This window comes from Actinomyces glycerinitolerans (genome assembly GCF_900098745.1).
Classification (GTDB): Bacteria; Actinomycetota; Actinomycetes; order Actinomycetales; family Actinomycetaceae; genus Actinomyces; species Actinomyces glycerinitolerans.
Genome location: NZ_FQTT01000009.1, coordinates 239,348 through 262,141, shown reverse-complemented (window position 1 = coordinate 262,141; position 22,794 = coordinate 239,348). Strand labels below are relative to the sequence as shown.

18 protein-coding genes and 1 pseudogene are annotated in these 22,794 nt (G+C 66.9%); 4 read left to right on the top strand and 15 right to left on the bottom strand.

The window, feature by feature from the left end; genetic code table 11:
• Positions 1 to 25 precede the first annotated feature (25 nt).
• The 12 genes from ACGLYG10_RS05280 to ACGLYG10_RS05230 form a co-directional block, all read right to left on the bottom strand.
• The gene (locus ACGLYG10_RS05280) at positions 26 to 1,486 is read right to left on the bottom strand and encodes a xylulokinase (protein WP_083565567.1); all 1,461 of its coding nucleotides are present in this window, start codon (positions 1,484 to 1,486) and stop codon (positions 26 to 28) included.
• Between the two features lie 43 nt (positions 1,487 to 1,529).
• The gene (locus tag ACGLYG10_RS05275) at positions 1,530 to 2,357 is read right to left on the bottom strand and encodes a class I fructose-bisphosphate aldolase (protein WP_073328666.1); all 828 of its coding nucleotides are present in this window, start codon (positions 2,355 to 2,357) and stop codon (positions 1,530 to 1,532) included.
• A 143-nt stretch (positions 2,358 to 2,500) separates the two neighbouring features.
• Entirely contained in the window at positions 2,501 to 3,568 is a 1,068-nt protein-coding gene (locus tag ACGLYG10_RS05270; protein ID WP_199912497.1) for an alcohol dehydrogenase catalytic domain-containing protein, read from the bottom strand.
• Complete coding sequence (locus tag ACGLYG10_RS05265) at positions 3,565 to 4,422, bottom strand: DeoR/GlpR family DNA-binding transcription regulator (protein ID WP_170866461.1); 858 nt, start codon at positions 4,420 to 4,422, stop codon at positions 3,565 to 3,567. The genes ACGLYG10_RS05270 and ACGLYG10_RS05265 overlap by 4 nt, the downstream gene beginning before the upstream one ends.
• Before the next feature lie 163 nt (positions 4,423 to 4,585).
• Positions 4,586 to 5,911: an MFS transporter gene (locus ACGLYG10_RS05260; protein ID WP_073328661.1), complete on the bottom strand. Its 1,326-nt coding sequence runs from the start codon at positions 5,909 to 5,911 to the stop codon at positions 4,586 to 4,588.
• 178 nt (positions 5,912 to 6,089) lie between these two features.
• A complete protein-coding gene (locus tag ACGLYG10_RS05255; protein WP_083565562.1) occupies positions 6,090 to 7,025 on the bottom strand; it encodes a ribokinase in 936 nt (311 codons plus the stop codon).
• The gene (locus ACGLYG10_RS16165) at positions 7,022 to 7,195 is read right to left on the bottom strand and encodes a hypothetical protein (protein ID WP_170866460.1); all 174 of its coding nucleotides are present in this window, start codon (positions 7,193 to 7,195) and stop codon (positions 7,022 to 7,024) included. The genes ACGLYG10_RS05255 and ACGLYG10_RS16165 overlap by 4 nt, the downstream gene beginning before the upstream one ends.
• Before the next feature lie 60 nt (positions 7,196 to 7,255).
• The gene (locus ACGLYG10_RS05250; protein WP_083565560.1) at positions 7,256 to 7,963 is read right to left on the bottom strand and encodes a sugar phosphate isomerase/epimerase family protein; all 708 of its coding nucleotides are present in this window, start codon (positions 7,961 to 7,963) and stop codon (positions 7,256 to 7,258) included.
• An 86-nt stretch (positions 7,964 to 8,049) separates the two neighbouring features.
• Complete coding sequence (locus ACGLYG10_RS05245; protein ID WP_073328656.1) at positions 8,050 to 8,931, bottom strand: amidohydrolase family protein; 882 nt, start codon at positions 8,929 to 8,931, stop codon at positions 8,050 to 8,052.
• A complete protein-coding gene (locus ACGLYG10_RS05240; RefSeq protein ID WP_170866459.1) occupies positions 8,924 to 10,093 on the bottom strand; it encodes an ABC transporter permease in 1,170 nt (389 codons plus the stop codon). The genes ACGLYG10_RS05245 and ACGLYG10_RS05240 overlap by 8 nt, the downstream gene beginning before the upstream one ends.
• Positions 10,041 to 11,549: a sugar ABC transporter ATP-binding protein gene (locus tag ACGLYG10_RS05235; protein WP_073328651.1), complete on the bottom strand. Its 1,509-nt coding sequence runs from the start codon at positions 11,547 to 11,549 to the stop codon at positions 10,041 to 10,043. Before ACGLYG10_RS05235 ends, ACGLYG10_RS05240 begins: the two co-directional genes overlap by 53 nt.
• A 24-nt stretch (positions 11,550 to 11,573) precedes the next feature.
• Positions 11,574 to 12,524 (bottom strand): substrate-binding domain-containing protein, encoded by a 951-nt coding sequence (locus tag ACGLYG10_RS05230; protein ID WP_073328647.1) that lies wholly within the window; start codon positions 12,522 to 12,524, stop codon positions 11,574 to 11,576.
• Positions 12,525 to 12,928: 404 nt separating this feature from the next.
• Here ACGLYG10_RS05230 and pepN point away from each other — a divergent pair, with 404 nt between their 5' ends.
• Positions 12,929 to 15,520, top strand: a complete 2,592-nt coding sequence (gene pepN / locus ACGLYG10_RS05225) for an aminopeptidase N (protein ID WP_073328645.1) — start codon at positions 12,929 to 12,931, stop codon at positions 15,518 to 15,520.
• A 128-nt stretch (positions 15,521 to 15,648) separates the two neighbouring features.
• Here pepN and ACGLYG10_RS15575 read toward each other — a convergent pair.
• Positions 15,649 to 16,332: pseudogene (locus ACGLYG10_RS15575) on the bottom strand (PTS transporter subunit EIIC); the annotation flags it as partial.
• A gap of 205 nt (positions 16,333 to 16,537) precedes the next feature.
• Between ACGLYG10_RS15575 and ACGLYG10_RS05210 the strand changes: the two are divergent.
• Positions 16,538 to 17,086: a PTS sugar transporter subunit IIA gene (locus ACGLYG10_RS05210; RefSeq protein ID WP_083565552.1), complete on the top strand. Its 549-nt coding sequence runs from the start codon at positions 16,538 to 16,540 to the stop codon at positions 17,084 to 17,086.
• Between the two features lie 17 nt (positions 17,087 to 17,103).
• Here the strand turns inward: ACGLYG10_RS05210 and malQ are convergent, their stop codons facing one another.
• Both malQ and ACGLYG10_RS05200 read right to left on the bottom strand, forming a co-directional pair.
• The gene (malQ, locus tag ACGLYG10_RS05205) at positions 17,104 to 19,260 is read right to left on the bottom strand and encodes a 4-alpha-glucanotransferase (protein WP_073328640.1); all 2,157 of its coding nucleotides are present in this window, start codon (positions 19,258 to 19,260) and stop codon (positions 17,104 to 17,106) included.
• Between the two features lie 312 nt (positions 19,261 to 19,572).
• On the bottom strand, positions 19,573 to 19,803 hold the full coding sequence (locus tag ACGLYG10_RS05200; RefSeq protein ID WP_073328637.1) for a PTS sugar transporter subunit IIB: 231 nt from the start codon (positions 19,801 to 19,803) through the stop codon (positions 19,573 to 19,575).
• Between the two features lie 186 nt (positions 19,804 to 19,989).
• On the opposite strand from ACGLYG10_RS05200, the gene ptsP reads away from it, so the two are divergent.
• Together ptsP and ACGLYG10_RS05190 are read left to right on the top strand one after the other, a co-directional pair.
• The gene (gene ptsP / locus ACGLYG10_RS05195) at positions 19,990 to 21,687 is read left to right on the top strand and encodes a phosphoenolpyruvate--protein phosphotransferase (protein ID WP_073329280.1); all 1,698 of its coding nucleotides are present in this window, start codon (positions 19,990 to 19,992) and stop codon (positions 21,685 to 21,687) included.
• Positions 21,684 to 22,694, top strand: coding sequence for an acyl-CoA thioesterase (locus ACGLYG10_RS05190; RefSeq protein ID WP_073328635.1), 1,011 nt, complete (start codon positions 21,684 to 21,686; stop codon positions 22,692 to 22,694). Before ptsP ends, ACGLYG10_RS05190 begins: the two co-directional genes overlap by 4 nt.
• Positions 22,695 to 22,794: the final 100 nt, after the last annotated feature.

Below are 22,794 nucleotides of genomic sequence, written 5' to 3'. Positions count from 1 at the left end.
AAATGGAGTTGGGTGGTCGGAGCGGTCAGATCTCCGGCAGGGGTTCGCGTCCGGTCGCGTCGGTCCAGGAGGCGCGGAAGGCCTCCCAGCGGTCGTCGTTGATGGCCACCCAGTCCGGCCGGGGACTCACTCGCCGGGAGACGACCTCCGGCAGCACCGCGTCGGCAACCGTCGCACCGCACATGCCCGCCGCGCCGATGGCCGGCAGGTAGGACTCGTCCACCAGGTCCAGGTCGGCATCCAGGATGTCGGCGAGCATCTGGGGAAAGGCCTCGTCCGCCCCGAAGGCCCCGGTGACGTAGATGGAGCCCGAGCCCTTGGGCACGCAGGATCCGAGCACCATGCGGTCCACCAGCAGCACGCCGTCGACGATGCCGCGAGCCACCTGTGCGCGGCTGGTCTCGCGGGTGATGTCCACCAGCCGGGCACAGGGCGCCTCGAACCACAGCGGCCCCCGCTCCCGCATGACATGCGGAATGAAGAACGGGGCGGTGACCGCGTCCTCGCGGGAGATGTCGTAGGCGGTGCGGATCATGCCGGCCACGCCGCCGTCGGCCTCGCCGAAGCCGGCCACCAGCGCACCGGTGGCCAGGGCGTCCCCACCGTTGGTAACCCCGTTGATCAGCCACTCGCCCGGCCGGTTGCCGCAGCGTTGCAGGGCGGTGGCGCGGGTGTCCGGAGCGGCCAGGCAGGAGTTGATCACGTGAGTGGTGCCCATGATGAAGAACGGCTTCGTGCCCGGCCTGGTCCCCAGGGCATAGGAGGCAGCCGGGGTGTCCGCCGAGCCGACCGACACGGGGATGCCGGCGGGCAGGCCGAAGTCGGCGGCCGCCTCCGGCGTGACCGTGCCGAGGATCTCCACCGCGTGCTTGACCGGCGGCAGCGTGCCCGGATCAACCTCCAGCAGGTCGACCGTCTCCTGGATCCACCCCTGGGCCGGGTCCAACGTGTTGAAGATGCCGGAGTAGGAGGCCTGCGTGGGGTCCAGAGCGGTCTTCCCGGTGAGCAGCGCGCCGAGCCACGTGCCGGCCATCCCGAAGGTGGCCATGCCCGCGAAGGCGTCGGTGTCATGGTTGCGCAGATAGGGGTATGCCAGCGCCATGAAGGTCGACTGCGAGGGGTGGTTCCCGGTAGCCGCCAACGCCTGCGGCGAACGCTGATCTGAATACTGGTTGAAGTAGTAGCGCAGAATGTTGTTGTCCCACACCACCCCCAGCCCGCAGGCCTTGCCGGCGGCATCCAACGGAACGGCGACCGGGCAGTGGACGTCGATACCGACGCCGGCGGCGCCGGCAAGGGCGGGTCCCAGATCGGCCAGCGCGCCGCGGATGGACTCCTCCCAGGCCCGGGGGTCAACGCGGCCCTGCACGGAGCGGGAGCGCGGGTGGGCGCAGCGGGCGCGCGCGATCACCTCCCCGCCGGCGTCGACGACGACGGCCTTGGTGGCCGAGGTCCCCAAATCGATTCCGACGAATGTGCTCATCATTGAACCTCCGTCTTCCTGTCGTCTTGGCTGACGTCGACCGCCGTCAGTCCAGCAGCTTGACGGCCTCGGACGGGGCGACGCCGTCGTGCACCACGGCCCGCAGGGCCCGGACCATCTTGGCGGGGTCCTCGGCCTGCCAGATGTTGCGCCCGCAGGTCATGCCCACGCCGCCGGCCTCCATCACCGCGGCGGCCTGCTCGAGGACGTTGATGGGCTTGGGGGCGGGGGCGCCACCGGCGGCGACCACGGGTGTGGGGACGGCGTCGACGACCTGCTTGAACTCCGCGGCGGAGCCGGTGTACCAGGTCTTGACGATGTCGGTGCCGCATTCGGCGGCGGCCCGGGCCGCGTATACCACTGACTCGGTGGAGCCCTTGCGATCGCCCCAGAGCTCACCGGAGGGGTAGGCGTGGCAGATGACCGGCATGCCCCACTTGTGAGCCTCCTCGGTGGTGGCGGACATCATCTCCAGCATGGCGACCTGGTTCTCCGAGCCCGCGGAGATACCGATGGCCAGGGCGTCAGCGCCCAGGCGGATGGCATCGTGAACGGACGCGACGGTGGCGTCGTAGGTGGGGTGGAAGTCGACGCAGAAGGTCGATCCCTTGATGATCAGCGGGACGGTGATGTCGGTGTCCCACAGCAGGTGGCCGGCGATGCCCTTGAAGACGGTGAAGGCGTCGGGTCCGCCCTCGATGATCCGGTTGAAGGTGTTCTTGATATCGGCCAGGCGGGGTGCAACGCCGCGCGGGACCGCCTGGTCCAGGGCCACCGACATCATCCGGCCGTCCGTGCCGAGCAGGCGGCGCATACGCAGCTGGCGTCCCAGGGCGGGAGTGGTGCCGACGGGGTTGATGGAGTAGACGGACATGGTTTTCTCCTTGTTGTCATGTGACCCGGCCCTGCGCCGGGCCACTTGGGTGAAGTTGAGTAGTGAGTCGAAAAAGGGTGCGTTGACCGGGACTCGCGTCGTGAACGCGAGTCGGAGGGGTGGTTGAGAAGAGTCGCCGGGCGTTAGGCCCAGACGTCGACGCCGACGCGCATGTCGGCACCGGAGGCGGCCAGATCAATGGCCTCCGTGGCCCGATCGAGCGGCAGCTGAGTGCCGATCAGATCGGCCACCTTCAGCCGACCGTCATTGATCATTGGGGCGACCTGCTGGAAGTTCTCCAGACGGCAGGAGGATGCGCCCACGATCTCGTACTCGTTGTAGTGGATGTCGTTGGCGACGAACTCGAGCTTGGCCTCGGAGTTGAAGCCGGCGAACACCGAGATGCGAGCTCCCGGAGCCAGTAATCCGAGGTAGGGGGTCATGGCCTCGGGACGGCCGATGGCCATGATCACCACGTCGATGCCGTCGGGGGCGAAGTCCCGGATGCGGTCGGCGATGTCGTCCGACGGCGCGAGCACCAGGTCCGCCCCGGAGGCGCGGGCGATGTCGTGGCGGGCCTGGTTGGGCTCGACGGAGATGACCTGGCGCACGCCCTGCGCCTTGGCCAGGCGGATGTGGATCAGGCCGAGCGGCCCCGCCCCGGCCACCAGCACCGTGTCGGCCCCGGCCACCTTGGCCAGGTTCTGGCCGTTCAAGGCGCACGAGACGGGCTCGACGATGGCAGCCTCCCTGGGGGAGACGTTGTTGATCGGGATCAGGTTCTCGCGCGCCTGGGCGGGGACCCGCACATACTGGGAGAGCCCGCCGTCGAGCTGGTAGCCGAAGGCGACGCGGTTGCGGCAAATGTTGGGGTGCCCCTTGGAGCAGGCCGAGCAGGTCCCGCACGGGACGAGCGGGTAGACACAGACCTGGTCGCCCATGGACACGCCCTCAGGCAGCTCGCCGTTCACGGCTACCACTTCTCCGGCGAACTCGTGCCCGAGTGTGGAGGGCAGAGTCACGTTGCGGGTCTTTCGACCGGTGTAGATGCGGACATCCGTGCCGCATAGAAGGGCCCCGGTGACCTTGAGCAGGACGTCCCCCGGCGCAAGTTCGGGGATCGGCACCTGCTCAATCCGCATGTCGTTGGGGGCGTGCAGTACCGCCTTCCTCATGGTGGCGTTCAAGTCGACGGTCGTGTTGACAGTCATGATTGTTCCTTAGGATTACGTGAGTCTTTGGGGATCTGCTCGCCGGCGAGCAGAATGGTGGTGGCGCCGTGTTCCTCGAGCGCGTCGAGCTGTTCCTGAGTCGCACCGGCGTCGGTGATCAGCGCCCATTCATGGGGCAGAGGCGACCAGTAGGGGTAATCGTTCGCGTCGTCGAGCTTGGAGGAATCGGCGATGACATAGACCTGGGCGGCCTGCCGGAGCATCATTGACTTCAGCCGTGACTGGTCGTAGGTGCGCGAGGCGATGCCGCGTTCGGTGTTGACGGCGTCGGCGCCGACGAAGGCGATGTTTCCGTAAATACGGGACAGTGTCATCTCGGCGTCACCGCCGCAGATCGTCTCGTTGATGCCGCGCAGATTGCCGCCGAGGACCAGCACGTGAACGCGCTCCTGACCTACCAACCGGTTGATACAGCGCAACCCGTTGGTGACCACGGTGAGTTCGAAGCGGTTGTCGATGGCGGCGGCAATGCGTTCCGCGGTGGAGCCGGCATCGAGGATCACCAGGTCGCCGTCGTGCAGCAGAGACACCGCGACTTGAGCGATCGCCTCCTTCTCGACGACGTTGGAGACCTCCCGCTGCGCCATCGTCATTTCCCGCCGCCCCGGGGCCAGCGAGGCACCCCCATAGGTGCGGGAAATGACCTCGTCCTTCTCCAGTAGGGCCAAGTCCCGACGGATCGTGACTACGGAGACGTCCAACGCCTCGGCGAGCTCGTTCACCGACGCGCGCTTGTCCGTACCCTCGCCGAGCATTTCAACGAGCCGGGCTCGCCGCCGATCCCCCTTGGTGCGGGGCTCGGCAGTCGCATTCGAACGAACGGTGATGGCCATGGTGTCTCCCTGGTCGTTTAAGACGGTCTCTAGGCGCATCGTCCCACCTCCCTTCGTCGTTGTCGTTCGTTCGTGTCGTGTGCCGCAATGGACTCGTGTGGAGCGCATCTCTCAACTGCGGGGCCGAGGCCCTTCTGCCTCCGGTACTCGTCTGTTGCTGCGCTTACACGGTGACCAAGTCCCTGGAGAAGTCGATCTGTTCGACCTTGGGAAGCATGAAGGCGAAGACCAGGGCGCCGAGGACGGATACCGCCCCGGACAACAGCAGCGGCAGGCCGAAGGCTCCGGTAGCCCCATACAGGAAGCCGATGACGATCGGGTTGAGCGCGGAGCCGATGTTGGAGAAGAAGTTCTGGGTGCCGCCCAGCACGCCGACGGTGGAGGCGGGGACGAAGTCCGCGGGCAGGCACCAGATGGTCACGATGGTGAAGGCCGAACCGAAGTAGGACACGGACATGAGCGCAAGCGCCAGTCCCGCTGTGGGGACGAAGGCCGCTCCACCGATCACGGCACACAGCAGCATGCCGACGACCAGGCAGGTCTTGCGGACCCTGGTGACACCCCAGCCGCGCTTGAGCAATGCGTCGTTGATCAGACCACCGCTCCAAGAGCCGATGATGGAGCAGATCGGGGGAATCGCGCCGAAGGCTCCAAGCTTGAGCAGGTCGAAGCCACGCTCGTCCACAAGGTAGGTGGGGAACCAGGTGAGGAAGAAGGTCACCGCGAAGTTCACGCAGAAGAAGCCGATCATCATGGCCCACACGGCGCGCTTGCGCAGCAGGATGAGTACCGGGACGGCCTTCTCGGTACCGGCCGCAGCCGCTTCGCGCTCCTCCTCATCGCGCCCCTCGTTGATGATCGCCATCTCCTCCTCACCGATTGAGCCGACAAGCTCCGGGCGGCGATAGAGCGCCCACCAGCCGAGCGACCACAGGATCCCGAGCACGCCTGCGATCAAGAAGACCCACCGCCAGCCCCACAGGCCGATGATCCCGGCGATCACAGGAGTCGCGATGGCCGAGCCGATACGCGCGCCTGAGTCATAGACGGAGGTGGCGCGAGCACGCTCCCGCTGGGGGAACCAACGGGAGACGGTCTTTGCAGATGCCGGGTAGGCACCCGACTCACCGATACCGAGGCCGAGTCTCAGCCCGAACAGCATGGCGAAGCTGCTGACCAGGAAGGTGGCACCGGTGCACACCGACCACACGAACACCGACGCGCCGAACATGACGCGCTCGCCGAACTTGTCGATCAGTGAGCCCGCGGGGATCTGCATGATCGCGTACGACCAGGAGAAGGCGGACAGGATCAGGCCCTGTTCACCGGGCGTGATGTGGAAGTCCTTGGTCATATAGGGCAGCGACACCGAGATCGCAGAGCGATCGATGTAGTTGATGGCGAGCCCGATAGCACAGACGACGGCGACCACCCACCGCCAGTTGGTCTTGCCAGACCGGCGTACCGGTACTCCAGTTGAAGTCGTCATGGATACCTCCTTGTACCTCAAAAATGAGCGGTTCACTCACATAAGGAACCGTCGACGATCGGTTCGATCATTCCGACGGCACCATCGTCGCCCAGCCCCGCCACCCGGTCAAGTCAGATCGATCGATTCGACCACCTTTTCGATCGATTCGATCATCACACACCGAGTTGCTTGGGACCTAAGTACTAGACGCTTCAAACAGCTCGGACCCTGCAGGCATGCTCTCCTGCGCACCAGCACCCATGGTCGTGAGTGCGCCCGCTATGGTGGCGTACTTCAGGGCGGAGTCGATGTTCTGTCCTCGCACCAGCGCGGCACACATGGTCCCTACGAACGAGTCGCCGGCACCCGTGGTGTCCACAGCATTCACATGGTGCGCCGGAACCACCTTTTGTCCCTTCGCCCCCGCATACACGGAGCCCGCCCCGCCGAGGGTCACGATCACCTCAGGCGAGATCCGCCGAAGCCCGACGGCCAGCCGCTGCCACCCGGCGATGTCCCCCGGTGCATGCTCACATCCCGCGTATGCGAGTGCCTCCTCCTCGTTCACGATGAGGTACTGGAACAGACCATGCAGCTCGTCCCCGTACGGCACGTAGGGGGCGGCATTCAGAACCGCCGGAATGTGCATGTCACGCGCTCTTCGACCGACGGAGACGACGGAGTCCGCCGGGACCTCGTTCTGGGTGAGAACCAGCCCAGGTCGGGGAATGGCGGCGAACGCAGCGTCCACGTCCGCTGGTGTGAGCCGCGCGTTGGCACCGGAGATCACCGTGGATGAGACGGTCCCGTCTGGAGTGCAGTGGACGAATCCCAAGCCGGTTGCACAGCCGTTGATCTGCGTGACACGCAGGGCAACTCCTTCCGACTCCATCCGAGAGAGGTAATCGCGCCCCCGGTCGTCGGCGCCTACCGCGCCGACGAATGTCACCGGTACTCCCAGCCGACGTGCCTGGATCGCTTGGTTGGCGCCCTTACCGCCAAAACTCGTAACAGCGTCAGTTACACAGAGCGTCTGCCCGGGTCTGGGCAACTCGTCCACGTATACGGTGAAGTCCGTGTTAAGGCTTCCAACAACCAACACGCCACCTTCCATGGGAATTGCGTCGGTCATGATCCCCCACCCCTGCCCAGCAGTTCCAAGCGCAGCGCGGCGACCTGCAGCGCATCCTGGGACTCAGCGACCTCCTGGAAACGATCAGGCTCCTGCCTATCAAGCACCTCCAAGAGGGCATCAGTCGCGGCGACATTCGCCTGCAACTCGCCAGCAGCGTCCTCCCGCACGGGGAAGGTGTCAAAGTAGATCGGGGCCTGATAGCCGCCACGCCTGAGCCAGTGCAGAAGTTATAGGGTCTCCCATGGGTGGACGGAACCCACGATCATCCCGTCGTCACTGCCCCCATACCCGTCGTTTAGATGGATTCCATACAGCCTTCCGTCCGCGAGCAGGAGCGCAGCAGCGTGTGCGGGATAGTCGCGTGCCATGATCATGTGACAGAAGTCCAGAGTCGCACCCACATTGGGCCGATCAATACACTGAAGCAGGTAGAGGACGAAGCCGCTACTTGGAATCATCGTGTGAACGCGCTCCTCATACGGCTTGTACTCGATGCTGAAGCGCATGTCCGGGTGCTCGTCCGCCAAGCGCTGATAGACGGAAACAAGGCGCTTGGTAGCCGTCACGAAGTCCTTTTGGAAGGCGTAGTCATAGCCGTCATATCCGAGCCACAGGGTGACCAGGTCACTGCCGAGGTCTCTGGCGGCCCGTACACCGGCACCTACCAGCTCATAGGCGTCGTCGGATATATTCGTCTCCGGCCCGGTGAACTCTCCGGATCGGTACTTGCTGCGGAATCTCACAGCGATCGAGTTCAGCCGCAGTCCGTTGGCAGAAAGCGCCTCTTTGACGGCCCCGACGCCTCCGCCCACCAAGTGCTCGGGATAATTGAGATCCACATAGCCGACGCCGTCCACGCCGGCGATCGCAGCGAGCGCCTCCGGCACACTCATTCCCTGTTTGATGTATGAATTGATTCTGGCCGAGTACTGCATTCGACCCCTCCTATTCCGTCGGCGCCAAACGCCGAAACTGTTGGTGCTGTAAGACACGTGTAGTGTTGATCCGCGACGTCTCTCACCTATATGCGGTAGAAATCGGTCGCCGTGCCGGCGAACAACCGGCCTCGCTCTTCTCGGGTGAAGTCCGCCACCGTCGCATCAAAAGCCGCGTACAGAGTCGACATGTCGGAGTAGAGCGAGTCGACGGGGGAATTGCTGGCGAACATGGAACGCTCCACTCCGAATGCATCGATCGCGGTCAGAATCGGCTCCCTTATGGACGTCTTCGTCCAGTGGTGGTCGGTAGTTCCTAGGCCGGAGAGCTTGACCAACACGTTTTCGCGCCGAGCCAGATCACGCAGTCCACCGCCCCACCACCTCAAGTAGTCCGCATCCCGACGGATCGGCATGCCGAGGTGGTCAAGGACTATCCGTGTGGAGGGGAAGGCGTCCGCCAGTCGTGCGGCATCGGACAGCTGCCCGGGGAATACCTGCAAGTCGAACGACATGCACAACGGTTCGAGCTGTGCGAAGTTATCCCGCCACACCGGCTCGTCCATGATGCCGTCGCGGGTACGGTGGGTGTAGTAGGGGTCAGGATCCCAGTTGAGGATGTCGCGTACCCCTCGGATAGTCGACAAGCTCGCATACCGTTCCAGAAGCGCCGGGGCAGCGGGATCCAACAGGTCGGCCTTGGCCACCTGCACGCTCCGACTGCCCGACAGCACATCGTTGATCCACTCCGCTTCACGCAGCGGCGAAGCGGCGCCGTTCTCTATCACCACGGAGGCGACCACCGGGATTCCGGCGCAGTCCGCTTGATAGTCCTCGATGAGGTAGTCACGGCGCAGCGGCGTATCATCGCCGTGATATCGCGGCATCGGCGGTCCACTCAACCAGGGATAGCCGTCGGCCAATCGACACAGGTGGTGGTGCGCATCCACCACGGGCACGTCAATCATGACCGGCTCCGGACGTCGTCGCCGTTTGACTGCCGTGCATCTCCGACTCCTGGGGTTCACTCGGCACCGGGCTGGACCGCTTGGGTCGCTTGGTGCCGCGTCTCATAGCCGGCCAGTTCTTTCCGACCTGGTCGAAGGTGACCGCGATTACGACTACCAGTCCGGTTACGATCTGTTCGTAGAAGCTCGGCACGCTCAGCAGCACTAGGCCGTTCGTCAGCGCCCCGAGAATCAGGGCACCGATGATCGTTCCACCGATCGAGCCCTCGCCACCCATGAGGTTTGCACCGCCGATCACTGAGGAGGCGATCGCCGTCATCTGGTAGGGGGCACCGGCCTCGGACTGCGCCGCCGAGATGCGGGCGACAACTACCATTCCCCCCAGTCCAGACAGTGTGCCGGCCAGGACGTAAACCCAGATCTTGACCCGCGCTACATTGACTCCGGAGAGCCAGGCAGTCTCCTCGCTGCCGCCCGTGGCAATGACATTCTGGCCGAACACGGTGCGCCGCAACAGGAACCAGCAAAGGATCGCACAAATGGCAACAGCCGCGACCGAGGTCGGTATTCCCATCACCCGAGAGTTCAAGATCATGACGAACGGCTTGGGAATGTTGTACACGGGAAGACCGTCGGTAACGACGTACGCCAAACCCTGAAATATCGACATGGTCCCCAATGTAGCGATGAACGGAGGCAGTCGAACGAGGGCGACCAATACGCCATTCACCAAGCCGCACAGAGCCCCAACAACGAGCCCTACCACGAAACCCAGATATGGGTTTAACCCCTGGTTAACCATCAGGGCCGCACTGACCATGCCCGACAGGCTCGCGATCGATCCGACCGACAGGTCGATGCCGCCGGTAATGATCACGAACGTCATGCCGAGCCCGATAAGGCCGTTGACACACGCTGAGATCGCGACATCGCGTAGATTGTCGAGCCCGAGGAACCTGGGATTCAGTATGCCGAATCCCAGATAGATCACCAGAGCGGCGATCGCGATGGTGAAGGTCTGCGCGTTGATGCGGGAGCGCCACGCCGTGGCTCTACTTCTTATGTTATTCATGTCCGTTCTCGTTCCATCGTCCATCCGGTCGGTCACGTCAGGCGGCAGCGTCATCGACGCCCACCGCAGCCGCGACGAGGTTCTGCTCATTGATGTTCTCTCCCGAGAACTCCGCGACCGCATGCCCCTCCTTCATGACGAGGGCGCGGTCACTCAGGGCGATGATCTCGGGCATATCGGAGGAGACAATGACCACTGCGCAACCCTGAAGCGTCAGCTCGTCAATGAGTGTGTAGATCTCGGCACGTCCTCCGACGTCGACGCCTTTTGTGGGCTCGTCGAACAGGAAGACGCGGGCGTTCGTGGTCAGCCACTTCCCGAGCACGATCTTCTGCTGGTTGCCGCCGGAGAAGTCCCGCGCCTTGGCCCGCACATTCTTAGGTCTCAGGCCAACGGACGCGGACAGCTGTTCCGCTACCTTCGTCTGCTTACGCGGAGAGACCACTCCCATGCGGGAGCCCATAATCGGTCCGTTGGGAAGTGCAAAGTTCTCGTAAGCGGCCGTCAACAGGACCAGGCCCTGGTTCTTCCTATCCTCCGGGATGAACGCGATTCCCGCCCGTTTCGCATCCTGTGGATTACGAATGCGCAGAGGCTGCCCGGCGATCGCCACGTTAGCCTCCGTGCGGGGATCAGCACGGATGATGGCCCGCAGTAGCTCGGTACGACCGGAGCCGACGAGTCCGGAGATGCCCAGTACTTCTCCACCGCGCACGGTGAAGGACACCGGGCCGACCCCCCTCGGATGGGTGGCGGCGTCGACGGATAGCAGGATCGGGTTGCCGCGTAGGTCCCGCTTGGGGCGCTGGTAGTCGAGCAGCTCGCGCCCGACCATGGCTCGCACGATGTCACGTGAGGTCGTGTCCGAGATCTTCTCGTCGAAGCTCGCCCGCCCATCACGGAGTACCACCACACGATCGGAGATCTTCATGACCTCGTTCATCTTGTGAGAGACGAACAGGATGCCGATCTGCTTTTCGTGGGCAAGCTGTCTAACCCTATCAATGACGGCGGCGGCATTCTGTTCCACCATGGCGGTGGTGGGCTCGTCCAGAGCGACAATCTTGGCCCCGAAGGCGAAGGCCCGCGCGATCGTGAGTGCGTGACGTTCGGCCGGGCTCAATGTCCGCATCAGGCGGTTCCGGTCGAAGTCGAACCCCATACGCCGCACGTCTTCCATCGCTCCCGATACGGCGCCCGCCGCGGCTACGCGGGCGGCACGCCCGAGCCCGATGAGTATGTTCTGCTCCACGGTAAGCTGAGGGACGATGGCAGGTTCCTGGTGCGCGATGACGATGCCGTCATGCCGCGCAGACTCGGGCGTGTACTCGCTGCGGACCCGTCCTTCAATGGCGAGTTGTCCACTGTCTGGCCGTAGCGAACCACCGAGGATACGTAGGAAGGTGCTTTTACCGGCGCCATTCTCGCCAGCCAGAGTGAGGACCTCCCCGTGATGCAGCTCGAAGGATACGTCAGCGAGTGCGAGCACTCCCGGGAACTGTTTTCGGATTCCCTCAACCTTTAGGAGCGGTTCAGAAGAACGCATGATCTCTGCTCCGGATACGGTGGCTCACGGCATACCGGTCAGGTAGTCGTTCACGTTCGATTTGTCCACAACGAACGCCGGAACGTCGACGAACGCCGGCACCTTGTTGCCGGCAAGCAGCCACAGCGCCACCTTGACACCACTCGTTCCCTCGGTGGTGGGACGCTCGGAGACGGTCGCCGTGTATCCGTTGTCATTCGCGATCTCGGTCTTCGCCTGCGGGATGCCGTCGGTGCCTACGAGGATGACTTCACCCTGCTTACCCTTCTCCTGGATCGCTGACATGGCGCCCAGTGCCATGGTGTCGTTTTGACAGTAGATAGCCGTCAGATCCTCGTTGGCCGTCAACATGCCTGCCGCGGTGTCCTTGGCAAGAGCGGTATCCCACTTGGCCGTGGTCGATGCGACGAGTTCGATGTTCGGGTAGTCCGTCTTGAGCGTCTCCCGGAAGCCAGTTCCTCGATTCTGGGCATTCGAGGATCCCGGATCACCCTCGATCATCGCGACCTTCCCGCCATCCGGCAGCTTCTCCGCGATGTACTGCGCAGCGGTGGCGCCGATGGTCGTCGCATCGGGCCCGACGTAAACCGTACCCGCGACGCTGCTGGCTGCATCGTTGAGGATGATGACCGGGATTCCCTGGGAGATAGCGCTCTCGAATACCGAGTCCAGAGCCGTAGCGGAGATCGGTGACGCCAAGATTGCCGAGCACCCTGACTTCATCGCCGACTGGGCCTTGTCCAGCTGCTCAGTGATCGATGCTTCGTCGTTGACTGCATAGGTCTGGTACTCGACGCCGTACTCCTGCGCCGTCTGTTCGAAGCCATCGCGTTCGTAACTCCAGTACTCGTTGGACAGCGTCCTGGTGATGTAGCACAGGCGGATGTCTGAGCTGCCCGTCGGTTCGCCGAGTTCACCCTCGATGTCCTCGATAGGCGTCTTGCCCTCCGCGTCCACCAGCGAGACGACATCCACACCAGCTCCACCACCGGAGGCTCCGGATCCGCCCTCGTCAGCGGGGGTGCAGGCCGCGAGCAGGCCCATCGACACGGCCGCCGCACACAGAGCGGCTAGCGGTTTGGATCGAAGATTGTTCATGTCACCACAACTTCCTCATTGAAGGCGCTCCGCTCCGATGCGGTCTGCGCGGGTACGTAAATGATCGCATCGATCATCTAGTTCGCGCAAGACGCAATTTTCGATCTTTTTGCCCGCCAGATTCGATCACACCGATCGCTCTGGTCGGCTTGAGCGCGGCTCAGGCCCACGACGCCTGCCACGATTTCTGGCCCCCGGCGCGCGGTGGGACAATCGCCCGGGGCGTCGCGGCCCACACCGCGGTTCCCAGAGCATCTGCCACTACGACTGAAGGAGCTTTTGTGCCCGGTCAGAACCTCACCCGCGAGGAGGCGGCGGCACGCGCCGCCGTCGTCTCCACCGACAGCTACGACGTCGTCCTGGATCTGTCCGGCGCCGCGGATCCCGCCAACGCCACCTTCCGCTCCACCACGACGGTCCGCTTCACCGCCACCCCGGGGGCCTCCACCTTCATCGACCTGATCGCCCCGGCCGTCCACGCAGTGACGCTCAACGGCACCGCCCTGGACCCGGAGCGGGTGTTCGCTGACTCCCGCATCGCGCTGGCGGACCTGCGCGCGGACAATGAGCTGACCGTGGTTGCCGACTGCGCCTACATGCACACCGGCGAGGGCCTGCACCGCTTCACCGACCCGGCCGACGGCGAGACCTACCTGTACACGCAGTTCGAGGTGCCCGACGCCCGTCGCATGTACACCGTGTTCGAGCAGCCCGACCTGAAGGCCACCTTCCGCTTCACCGTCACCGTGCCCGAGGGCTGGACGGTGTTGTCCAACTCCCCCACCCCCGCGCCCACGCCGGCCGCCGCAGGCACGCACACCTTCGCCTTTGAGCCCTGCGAGCGCATCAGCTCCTACATCACGGCGATCGTGGCCGGCCCCTATGTCGGGGCCACCGACGTCTACACGGCCGCCGATGGCCGCACCGTCCCCCTGGGCGTGTACTGCCGCAAGAGCCTGGCGGAGTTCATGGACGCCGAGGAGATCCTGTCGATCACCAAGAACGGCTTCGCCTACTACGAAGAGCTGTTCGGCACCCCGTACGCCTTCACCAAGTACGACCAGGCCTTCGTGCCCGAGTTCAACGCCGGGGCCATGGAGAACGCCGGCATCGTCACCCACCGCGACGACTACATCTTCCGTTCCCGGCCGGTGCAGGCACGCGTCGAGCGCCGCGCCGAGACCATCCTCCACGAGCTGGCACACATGTGGTTCGGGGACCTGGTCACCATGAAGTGGTGGGACGACCTGTGGCTGAACGAGTCCTTCGCCGAGTACTGCTCCACGCTCGCCGTTGCCGAGACCACCCGCTGGACCGACGCCTGGACCACCTTCCAGGTGCTTGAGAAGAACTGGGCCTACAACCAGGACCAGCTCTCCTCCACCCACCCGATCGCCGCGGACATCAACGACCTGCACGATGTGGAGGTCAACTTCGACGGCATCACCTACGCCAAGGGCGCCTCCGTGCTGTCCGCGCTGGTGGCCTATGTGGGACGCGAGTCCTTCTTCGCCGGCATCAAGAACTACCTGGCGGCCCACGCCTACGCCAACGCCACCCTGGCCGACCTGCTCGGTGAGCTGGAGCGGGTCTCCGGCCGCGACCTGTCCGCCTGGACCCGCGTGTGGCTGCAGGAGGCGGGTGTGACCACGCTGCGCCTGGAGCTGGACACGAACGCCGACGGCGTGATCACCTCCGCGGGGATCGTGCAGGAGATCCCGGCGGCCTCCCCGGCGTCGCTGCGCCCCCACCGGGTGGTGCTGGGCGCCTATGCGCTCGGCGCCCAGGCCCCGGCCACCCTTGAGCGCACCGGCCGCATTGAGCTCGATGTCGCCGGCGCGCGCACCGAGGTGCCCGAGCTGGTCGGCACCGTCCGCCCCGACGTCCTGCTGCTGAACGACGACGATCTCACCTACGCCAAGGTGCGTCTGGACGCCGCCTCGCTCGCCACCGGGCTGGCGCACGTGGACGCCTTCACCGCCTCACTGCCGCGTTCGGTGCTGGTGGCCAGCGCCTGGGACATGGTGCGCGACGGCGAGCTGCCGGCCGCGGACTTCCTGGCTGCTGCACTGCGCGCGCTGCGCACCGAGACGCACTCGAGCGTGGTGCAGGGGCTGCTGGCGCGGGTGGCGACCTGCCTGTCGGCCTATCTGCCCCCGGCCACACGTCGGGATGCGGCCGTATCGACTACCGACACGCTGCTGGACCTGGCGCGCGCGGCCGAGGCTGGCAGCGACACCCAGCTGCAGCTGGTGCGCGCCGTCGCCGCCCACGCCGTCACCACCCCCCAGCTCGACGTCGTCGCCGCCTGGCTGGACGGATCCGCCACCCTGCCGGGCCTGGTTGTGGATCAGGACCTGCGCTGGGAGCTGCGGGTGGGGCTGGTCGCCGCCGGCCGGTGTGGCGAGGCGGAGATCGCCGCGGAGGAGGCGCGCGACCGCACCACCACGGGCCGCGAGCGCGCCGCCCAAGCACGCGCCGCCGTCCCCACCGCGGAGGCAAAGGCCGCCGCCTGGCGCGAGCTGGTGGACAACGCCGGCCTGCCCAATGAAACGCAGGTGAAGATGCTCGCCGGCTTCAACATGGTGGAGCGCAACCCCGAGCTGCTGGCCCCCTACGTCTCCGAGTACGTCAAGGAGGCCGACGGCATCTGGAACTCGCGCACCTTCCACATGGCCGAGAACCTGCTGGAGCGCCTGTGGTCGTCCGCCACCGTGGGACTGCCCGACGTCGCCCCGGCCGCGGCGCTGGAGAGCTGGCTGGCCGCCCACGCGGATGCGCCCGCGGCCTTCCGCCGCATCGTCAGCGAGAACCTGGACGACACGCGCCGCGTGATGAGCGTGCAGGCCTGCGCCCGCCCCGCCGAGGGCTGATACTCACCGGCCCAATTGCGCGTGCCGCCGAGGGCGTGGAACCCGGAGACTCGGGTTCCACGCCCTCGGACCCTCTGCGGCTCTGGGGAGCGGATTGCCCGAAACACGTGGGCTGCGACGCGCACCGGTCAATGGGCCGCGGACTTACCGGAGCTCTTCGCCGCGGCGTCCTGGGCGGCCGCAAAGGCGTCGGCGTCGTCCGCCTCGCGGCCGGGGGTCTTGAATACCGGTGAGCACGGCGTGGACCGCGTACAGCGGGAAGGCGACATAGGCGAAGGCGTACTCCAGCAGCTTGGTGATGCCGGTGACAAAGGCGGTCAGGGCCACGGAGATCATCAGCGCACCGGTGGCCTTGCGCTTGGCGGGCAGGGCGCTGCGCCAAATCGCCAGGGCCGCAGCAACACCTCCCTCCGTGCCGGCCGTCATCAGCCAGCCGCCCAGTTGCTCGTTGATGAGCCAGTTGAAGGCGGGATACAGGGCCCCATGACCAGGGCGACGCCGATCGCCGCCACCGAGGTGATGATCGGGACGAAGCGGCGACCGCCGAAGAAGGCAAGCCAGTCGGGCAATTTGATGCGGTAGTACCGCTGCCACAGCCTCGCCGCCACGATGCCGATGACAATGCCGCCGAGCACGCCGTAGTTAATGGTGTTCTCCGCCGGCGTCTCGCCGCCCGCACCCCAGTAGGGTGCCAGTGCGCCGAACACGCCCTGGAGCACCAGGTAGCCGAACAGGCCCGCAATGGCGGTGGAGCCGTCCGACTTCCTCGCGAAGCCGATGGCCACGCCGACCGCGAAAATCAGGGCCAGATTGAGGCTCGTCCTTGAACGCGTTCGAACCGGCGCTTCCAGTGCAAGCCCTGCGCCGCTGATTGTCAAGGACGGGGCGGGTGACCCTGCCGCTACCATGGCCGGGAGCGCCGGTCACTTCCGGCCGACTGGGTGATGGCGCCATATGCATGCCGTCGACCGACCCGCACCGTCACGGCAGACATGCGGCGAACCAAGGAGGACACACATGTTTCAGGCATCGAGCGGCGTTGGCATCCCGACCGGATCGGACGGGGATGCGGCAGGCACCTTCGCCGCCGGCGCCGAGGACGCGGAGAGCGCCGTCGTCCGCTCGCCCCTGGCCGGGCGCGTGATCGCCGTCGGCGATGTTCCCGACCCGGTCTTCGCCACCGGCATGCTCGGCCCAGGAGCGGCGATCGACCCCGACCGCGCGGGCGGAGGCGAGGTCAGCGCGGTCGCCCCCGTCGCCGGGACGGTCGCCAAGATTCACCCCCACGCCTTCATCGTGACCGGCACTGCGGGACGCAGTGTCCTGGTGCACCTGGGGCTGGACACGGTTCAACTCGAAGGCGCCGGCTTCACGCTGCACGTCGCCGAGGGCGACGCCGTCGCCGTCGGCGACCCCGTGGTCACCTGGTGCCCGGCCGCCGTCGAGGCCGGTGGCCGCAACCCGATCGTGCCGGTCATCGCCCTCCAGGCCGAGGGCGCGCAGGTCACCACCGGTGCCGCGGGCGGACACGTGGAGGCCGGCGCGCCCCTGTTCACCTGGATCTGACCGGCAGCCACCCGCCCTCAGCGATTGAACTCGTTGCGCACGGCCCCCAGCAGGCTGGCCAGGCGCACGTTTTCCGGCAGGTCCTCCATCAGCACCACTTCACCCGACCCGTCCGCCAGCGGCATCTTCCAGTTCGGGTACTCCTTGTCGGTGCCGGGCTGGTTCTGGGCGCGGCGCTCGCCGACACCGTCTACCAGTGACACGCCGACCAGCGCCGAGGGGGTGCGCACCACATAGCGGTACAGCGCCTCCACGGTCTCACGCTCGGAGGGATTGTCCGCCAGCAGGTTGTGCTCGCGCAGGCGCGTCAGCATGCGCTCGCGCTCGATGCGGGCCTCGGTGCGCACCTGCTCGACGGGCTCGGTGAGCAGCCCGAGCCGCTCGCGCAGCGCCACGTGCTCGTCGGCCAGATAGCCGGCGGTGGGCGGCAGGTCGTGAGTGTTCACGGTGGACAGGGCCAGGTGCCGATAGGCGCCCGGCTCCAGCGGCCAGTCGTCCTCGTCCTTCTCGAACCAGAGCACGGAGGTACCCAGCACGCCGCGGCTGGCCAGGTACTCGCGGACCCACGGCTCCACGGTGCCCAGGTCCTCGCCAATGATGACGGCGCCGGCACGGTGCGCCTCCAACAGGACGACGCCGATCATCGCCTCGTGGTCATAGCGCACGTAAGCGCCCTGATCGGCGCGCAGGCCGTCGGGAATCCACCACAGGCGGAACAGGCCGATCACGTGGTCGATGCGCAGTGCCCCCGCGTGCCGCAGCACCGTGCCGACCATCTCCCGCAGCGGGGCATAGGCCGTCTCCGCCAACCGGTTGGGGTCCCACGGCGGCTGGGACCAGTTCTGGCCCAGCTGGTTGTACATGTCCGGCGGGGCGCCAACCCCGACGCCGGAGGCGAAGGCGTCCGGCTCGGCCCACACGTCCGCACCCTGCGGGTGCACGCCGACAGCAAGGTCGTCCATCAGCCCCAGGCTCATACCGGAGGCCTTGGCCTGGGCCTGGGCCCGCCCCAGCTGCTCATCGACGATCCACTGCAACCAGGCGTAGAAGTCGATGCGGTCCGCCAGCGTGCGGGCCTCGTTCGCAACGAAGGCGCTGGAGGCGTCCTTGAGGTTGTCGGGCCAGTCCGCGAAGCTGCCGTACTTCTCCATCAGCGCGCACCACAGGGCGAAGCGCTCCAGCCCCACGCCCTGGGCGTCGCGGAAGCGCTCGAAGTCGCGCTGACGGGAGCGGGAGCGGCCGGCGGCGAAGATGACCTCCAGGGCCTCACGCTTGGCCTTCCAGGCGGTGTCACGGTCGATGGCGTCGGCGCTGAGGTTGGCCTCGGCCACCTCCTCATGCGCCCACTGCACCAGGGAGCGGCGCGGCCCGGACAGGCGCGAGACCTCCAGGATGTTCTCGGGACGGATGTAGATGGGGTTGACGAAGCGGCGGGTGACCGGCAGATAGGGCGAGGGCGTCATCTCGCCGACGGGCTCGGCGGCGTGCATCGGGTTGATGAGCAGGAAGTCGGCGCCCTCGTCACCCAGGAAGCCGACCAGCTCGGTGAGATCATCGGCGTCGCCGATGCCCCAGGAGCCGTGGGAGCGTATGGAGTACAGCTGGGCCATGACGCCCCAGCCGCGGCCTCCCAAGGAGGAGGGCAGGTCGAGGTGGTCGGGGGTGACGGCCAGCGCGGCGCTCGCCGAGGAGCTGCCGCCGTCCGGACCGGCGTCGACGTCGGCGATGATCGTGTGCCAGCCCAGCGGCAGATCGTCGGGGATGACGAAGGAGGCCTGGCCAGTGAGCACGCCGTCGACCTCGCGGGGGGCGGTCCAGTCGTCGGCCTGCAGCAGCTGCAGGGTGTCGCCCTCCTCCAGCTTGATGTGCACCCGGACGTGAGCGCCGTCGGGCAGGTGTACGGGGATGGTCGACTGCGTGCCGACCCGCACCACCACGGTGGGGGGAAGGGTGCGCCGCCAGGGGGCGATGTCGACCTCACGCAGGGACTCCTCGACCTCCTGCGGGTCACTCGCCTTGACGCCCAGGGCGCCCAGGACGGCGACCAGCGTGGTGCGGGAAGGCGCGGCGAGGTTGCCGTGGTAGTCCCAGTACTCGGTGGAGACCCCGTGGGCCTCGGCAAGCTGCTTCAGGCGCTCGTCGGGGATGTCGGATGCGGCGTTGGAGTCGGTCATGGCGGTTGCCTCGTGCTCGGTCGCGCGTGCGCGCGAGGGCGTCCCCGGTTGCATGGGGCGCGGGAAGGTGATTTCAAGGGATGATCCGCCGGCTGCACCGATGCGACCGCGCGGTCGGCACGGCAGACGAGAACATCTCTTGCAGCAAGCGTTTCACACGATCCGTGCCAACGCCAGTCGCCCACGCCGACGACGGCGGGCCGGGCTCCTTCTCATCCCCACCCACCGCTGACGCTGGGCGGGTCCCGGCGGCCCAATGCGGCGGCCGAGCGGGTCGGCCGCCGGGAAGGAAGCGGCGGCCGACCGGCCGAATCAGTCGAGTTCGGCGATCTCCTGTGCGAGGGTGTCCGCGGTCGGGCCGACAACCACCTGCACCACGCGGCCGGAGCGGACCACGCCGAAGGCGCCGGTGGCGCGCAGGGCCTCCTCGTCGACCTTGTCCTGGTCGACTACCTCCACCCGCAGACGGGTGATGCAGGGCTCCAAGTCGGAAATGTTCTCGCGCCCACCCAGGCCGGCGACGATCTCAGCTGCAGTACTCATGCGTGCTCCTCGGGGTTCCTCGTGCTCGCCGTCACTTTATCGCAGTTCGGGGCGCTCAGGGGACGGGTCCGCGGGCCGCTTATCTGTCAATCGTCATTCATCCGATGGCAAAATCGTTCCCCAAGCGCCCAAGTCGGTGCACAATGAGCCGTGACACTCATCTCCATCGCCGTTGAGGAGAACCGCATGGCCCCGTCCGCCGCAAACCCCAACTCTCTAGCCGGTATTGGCGTGAGCCCCGGGCTCATCGCCGGCCCCGTCGCCCGCATGGCCCCCGGCATTTCCGAACCCGAGATCGCCACGTTGGATCCGAGCCGTGACACCGAGAAGGAGTGCGACCGCGTTGCCGCGGCCGCACAGACCGTGAAGAAGGGCCTCGAGCTGTCCGCCGCCGAGGCCAAGGGCGACGGCCGCACCCTGCTGGAGACCACCGCACAGATGGCCGCCGACCCGACCCTGACTTCCTCGGCGCAAGCCATGATCCGCGAGCGCCGCCTGGTGCCCGAGCGGGCCGTGTGGGAAGCGGCGGGGACGCTCGCCTCCATGTTGGAGTCGCTCGGCGGCTACATGGCCGAGCGCACGCGCGACGTTCAGGACGTGCGCGACCGCATCGTCGCAGTGCTGACCGACTCCCCCATGCCCGGCATTCCCCGCCTGCCCGAGCCCTTCGTGCTCGTAGCCGAGGACCTCGCCCCCGCCGACACGGCCCTGCTGGACCCGGAGAAGGTCGTCGCCTTCGTGACCTCCGAGGGCGGCCCGACCTCCCACACCGCGATCCTCGCCCGCGCCCTGGGCATCCCCGCTATCGTCGGCACCGGCTCCGCCGTCACCGACCAGCTGTCCGACGGTGACATCGTCCTGGTGGACGGTACCAAGGGCACCATCGTCGTCGACCCCAGCGAGGATCAGCTGCGGCGCGCCCGCGAGCTGGCCAGCCGCGTGCGCGTATTCAACGGGGACGGCGCCACCAAGGACGGCCACGAGGTGCAGCTGCTCGCCAACGTGGGCGACGGCGCCGCCGCCCGCTCGGCCGCAGAGGCCAACGCCATGGGCGTGGGCCTGTTCCGCACCGAGTTCTGCTTCCTGGACCAGCCCGAGGAGCCCAGCGTCGACGACCAGGTCGAGGCTTACAAGGCGGTCCTGGCGGCCTTCCCCGGCAAGAAGGTGGTGGTGCGCACGCTGGACGCCGGCGCCGACAAGCCACTGCCCTTCCTCACCGACGCCACCGAGGCCAACCCGGCCCTGGGCGTGCGCGCCTACCGCACCACCCGCCGCGACCCGGAGGTTCTTGACCATCAGCTGGAGGCCCTGGCCAAGGCCGAGGCCGAGACCAACGCCAAGGTTTGGGTGATGGCCCCCATGATCTCCACGGCGGAGGAGGCCAAGGCCTTCACCGAGAAGGCCCGCTCCTACGGCCTGCAGACGGCCGGCATGATGATCGAGGTGCCGTCGGCGGCGATCATGGCGGACAAGATGTTCGAGTACGCCGACTTCGCCTCCATCGGCACCAACGATCTGACCCAGTACGTGATGGCCGCCGACCGGCTGCTGTCCTCACTGGCGGACCTCTCCACCGCCTGGCAGCCGGCCGTGCTGCGCCTGATCAAGGAGGCCTGCGACGGCGCCGCCCCGCACGGGCGCCCGGTGGGCGTGTGCGGTGAGGCCGCCGCCGACCCGGCACTGGCGACGGTGCTGGTGGGCCTGGGCGTGGCCAGCCTGTCCATGACCGCCCGCGCCCTGCCCGACGTCGACGCCGTGCTGAAGTCGGTGGACCTGGCCGAGTGCCAGCGGCTTGCCGGTATCGCGACCAGCTCGGCGACCGCCGAGGAGGCCCGGCAGGCGGTGCGCGCCGAACTGCCCATCCTGGAGGAGCTCGGTCTTTGACGCATCCGTATCCCGTTCCCCCCGCCACCACCGAACCGCTCGGGTCCGTCACACGGATCCTCGCTCTTGAGGAGGTGGTCGGCGCGGGGGACGGGACGGAGGCGTTCACGGGTTCCTCGCTTCCCCAGATCTCCGGACGCATCTACGGCGGACAGGTAGTTGCACAGGGCCTATTGGCGGCCGCCGCCACGATGGTTGACGACGGCGACGGCCCCCGGCAGCCGCACTCGGTGCACGCCTTCTTCATGCGCGGCGGCAAGCCGGGCGAACCGCTGCGCTTCGAGGTGGAGCGGATGCATGATGGCCGCTCCTTCTCCCAGCGCCGCACCACCACGACCCAGGGCGGGGCGCCGATCCTGACGATGGTCTCCTCCTTCCAGGAGCAGCAGGAGGGCACCGAGGTGCAGCTAGAGGCGCCCGACGTGCCGCCGCCGGAGGAGCTGACCAGTGCGCTGGAGATCTTCCGCTCCATCGATCACCCGGTGGCCAAGTTCCTGGGACGCACCACCGCCTTCGACATCCGCCACGTGGAGGGCAACATCTACCTGCGCCCCGGCAAGCAGACGGAGGGCCGCCAGCACCTGTGGGTGCGCTCGCGCGGGGCGCTTCCACCGGACACCACCCAGACGGTGCATCGGGCACTGCTGACCTACATGTGCGACCAGGTCATGCTGGAGCCCGCGCTGCGCAGTCAGGGGTTGTCCTGGCGCAGCGAGGGCATGAGCCTGGCCACCCTGGACCACGCCCAGTGGTTCCACCGCGACGTCGACGCGGGGGATTGGCTGCTGTTCGTGCAGGACTCCCCCACTTCCCAGGGCGGGCGCTCCATGGCCCGGGCGGAGGTGTTCGACTCCGCCGGGCGCCTGGTCTCCACGATCGCGCAGGAGGGCATGATCCGCACTCCGACGGCTACTTCGCACGGGAGCGGCGACTGGGCGATTCGGGTGGCCGAGGGCGACGACGGCGGGCCGATTCCGGAGGCCGCGGATCCGCAGCCCTCGGCCTGACACCGTCTCGACGCAACACCGGTCCGGGCCGGCTCAATCTCGGCCTGGCACCGGTCCGGGCCGACGCCGGCCGGGGCCGACACCATCTTCGCCCGACACC

What these genes read in the sequence shown, in the direction of transcription:
- ACGLYG10_RS05265 (WP_170866461.1), bottom strand. Translation starts at nt 4,422, where the DNA reads ATGGCCATCACCGTTCGTTCGAATGCGACTGCCGAGCCCCGCACCAAG.
- ACGLYG10_RS05210 (WP_083565552.1), top strand. Translation starts at nt 16,538, where the DNA reads ATGTTTCAGGCATCGAGCGGCGTTGGCATCCCGACCGGATCGGACGGG.
- ACGLYG10_RS05240 (WP_170866459.1), bottom strand. Translation starts at nt 10,093, where the DNA reads ATGAGCAGAACCTCGTCGCGGCTGCGGTGGGCGTCGATGACGCTGCCG.
- ACGLYG10_RS05250 (WP_083565560.1), bottom strand. Translation starts at nt 7,963, where the DNA reads ATGCAGTACTCGGCCAGAATCAATTCATACATCAAACAGGGAATGAGT.
- ACGLYG10_RS05200 (WP_073328637.1), bottom strand. Translation starts at nt 19,803, where the DNA reads ATGAGTACTGCAGCTGAGATCGTCGCCGGCCTGGGTGGGCGCGAGAAC.
- ptsP (WP_073329280.1), top strand. Translation starts at nt 19,990, where the DNA reads ATGGCCCCGTCCGCCGCAAACCCCAACTCTCTAGCCGGTATTGGCGTG.
- ACGLYG10_RS05235 (WP_073328651.1), bottom strand. Translation starts at nt 11,549, where the DNA reads ATGCGTTCTTCTGAACCGCTCCTAAAGGTTGAGGGAATCCGAAAACAG.
- ACGLYG10_RS05275 (WP_073328666.1), bottom strand. Translation starts at nt 2,357, where the DNA reads ATGTCCGTCTACTCCATCAACCCCGTCGGCACCACTCCCGCCCTGGGA.
- ACGLYG10_RS05260 (WP_073328661.1), bottom strand. Translation starts at nt 5,911, where the DNA reads ATGACGACTTCAACTGGAGTACCGGTACGCCGGTCTGGCAAGACCAAC.
- ACGLYG10_RS05270 (WP_199912497.1), bottom strand. Translation starts at nt 3,568, where the DNA reads ATGACTGTCAACACGACCGTCGACTTGAACGCCACCATGAGGAAGGCG.
- ACGLYG10_RS05245 (WP_073328656.1), bottom strand. Translation starts at nt 8,931, where the DNA reads ATGATTGACGTGCCCGTGGTGGATGCGCACCACCACCTGTGTCGATTG.
- ACGLYG10_RS05280 (WP_083565567.1), bottom strand. Translation starts at nt 1,486, where the DNA reads ATGATGAGCACATTCGTCGGAATCGATTTGGGGACCTCGGCCACCAAG.
- ACGLYG10_RS05255 (WP_083565562.1), bottom strand. Translation starts at nt 7,025, where the DNA reads ATGACCGACGCAATTCCCATGGAAGGTGGCGTGTTGGTTGTTGGAAGC.
- malQ (WP_073328640.1), bottom strand. Translation starts at nt 19,260, where the DNA reads ATGACCGACTCCAACGCCGCATCCGACATCCCCGACGAGCGCCTGAAG.